Source organism: Bacillus sp. P4_D3 (genome assembly GCF_056401855.1).
In genome coordinates this window covers 1-910 of the sequence record NZ_JBFUIN010001040.1, presented here as the reverse complement: position 1 = coordinate 910, position 910 = coordinate 1, and the positions used below count along the sequence as shown (strand labels likewise).

Annotated in this window: 1 protein-coding gene; it reads left to right on the top strand. The window is 33.4% G+C overall.

The genetic code is table 11. The features are described from left to right. Positions 1-169 precede the first annotated feature (169 nt). On the top strand, positions 170-910 hold a 741-nt coding region (locus AC1DTM_RS29005; RefSeq protein WP_477001545.1), incomplete at its 3' end, for an alpha/beta fold hydrolase.

Sequence of the window (910 nt, the reverse complement as noted above, 5' to 3'; positions counted from 1 at the left end):
GTGTATGCGAGATGTTTTCAAGTCTTTCTGTAATGAATATATAGAAAATTAAGGAAATGTTAAGGGTTTATGTAGTGGAAAGTTAAGAAGTGTATGGGAGACTAATAATGTACAAACAAATTTAGATGGAATTGATATTTTTATAAATTTAAAGGAAAGGAAACGTTGTATGAGGAAGATAAAAAAATTAATAAAACTTATCGGAGTCATTACTATACTATTACTAATCATAGCGTTGGTATTTCCTACATGGACCTCACAAATAAAGGTCAAAAACAGTATAAGTACATTAGAACAAGTAGAGATAAATGGAACTGGTCATGAAATTATGATACGCGGCAAAGATAAGAGTAATCCAGTTATTATCTTTGTACATGGTGGACCAGGTTCTTCGGAAATACCATATGCTCAAAAATACCAAGACTTATTGGAAGAGAAATTCACGGTTGTCAATTACGATCAAAGAGCAAGTGGAAAATCGTATCATTTCTTTGAAGACTATTCTAACCTTTCATCAGATCTACTCGTGGAGGATTTATTAGCTATGACGGATTACGTTTCAAAACGTCTAGGCAAAGAAAAAGTAATTTTAATAGGCCATTCTTATGGTACATATATTGGAATACAGGCTGCCAACAAAGCTCCTGAAAAATATGAAGCATATATTGGCATTGGACAGATGAGCGATACAGTAGAAAGTGAGATGGATAGTTTAAACTATGTTATTGAACAGGCACAAAATGCTGGGAATGCGGATGAGGTTTCACATTTAAAAGGGTTAACTGAACAAATTAAAAATGGCGATACATATACCCCGCGAAATTATGTTGCGAAATACGGTGGAACTTCAAGACTTATTGAAAATCCAGAGGGTGATAACATAGGGATGTTATTCAGTAATGAATATAAC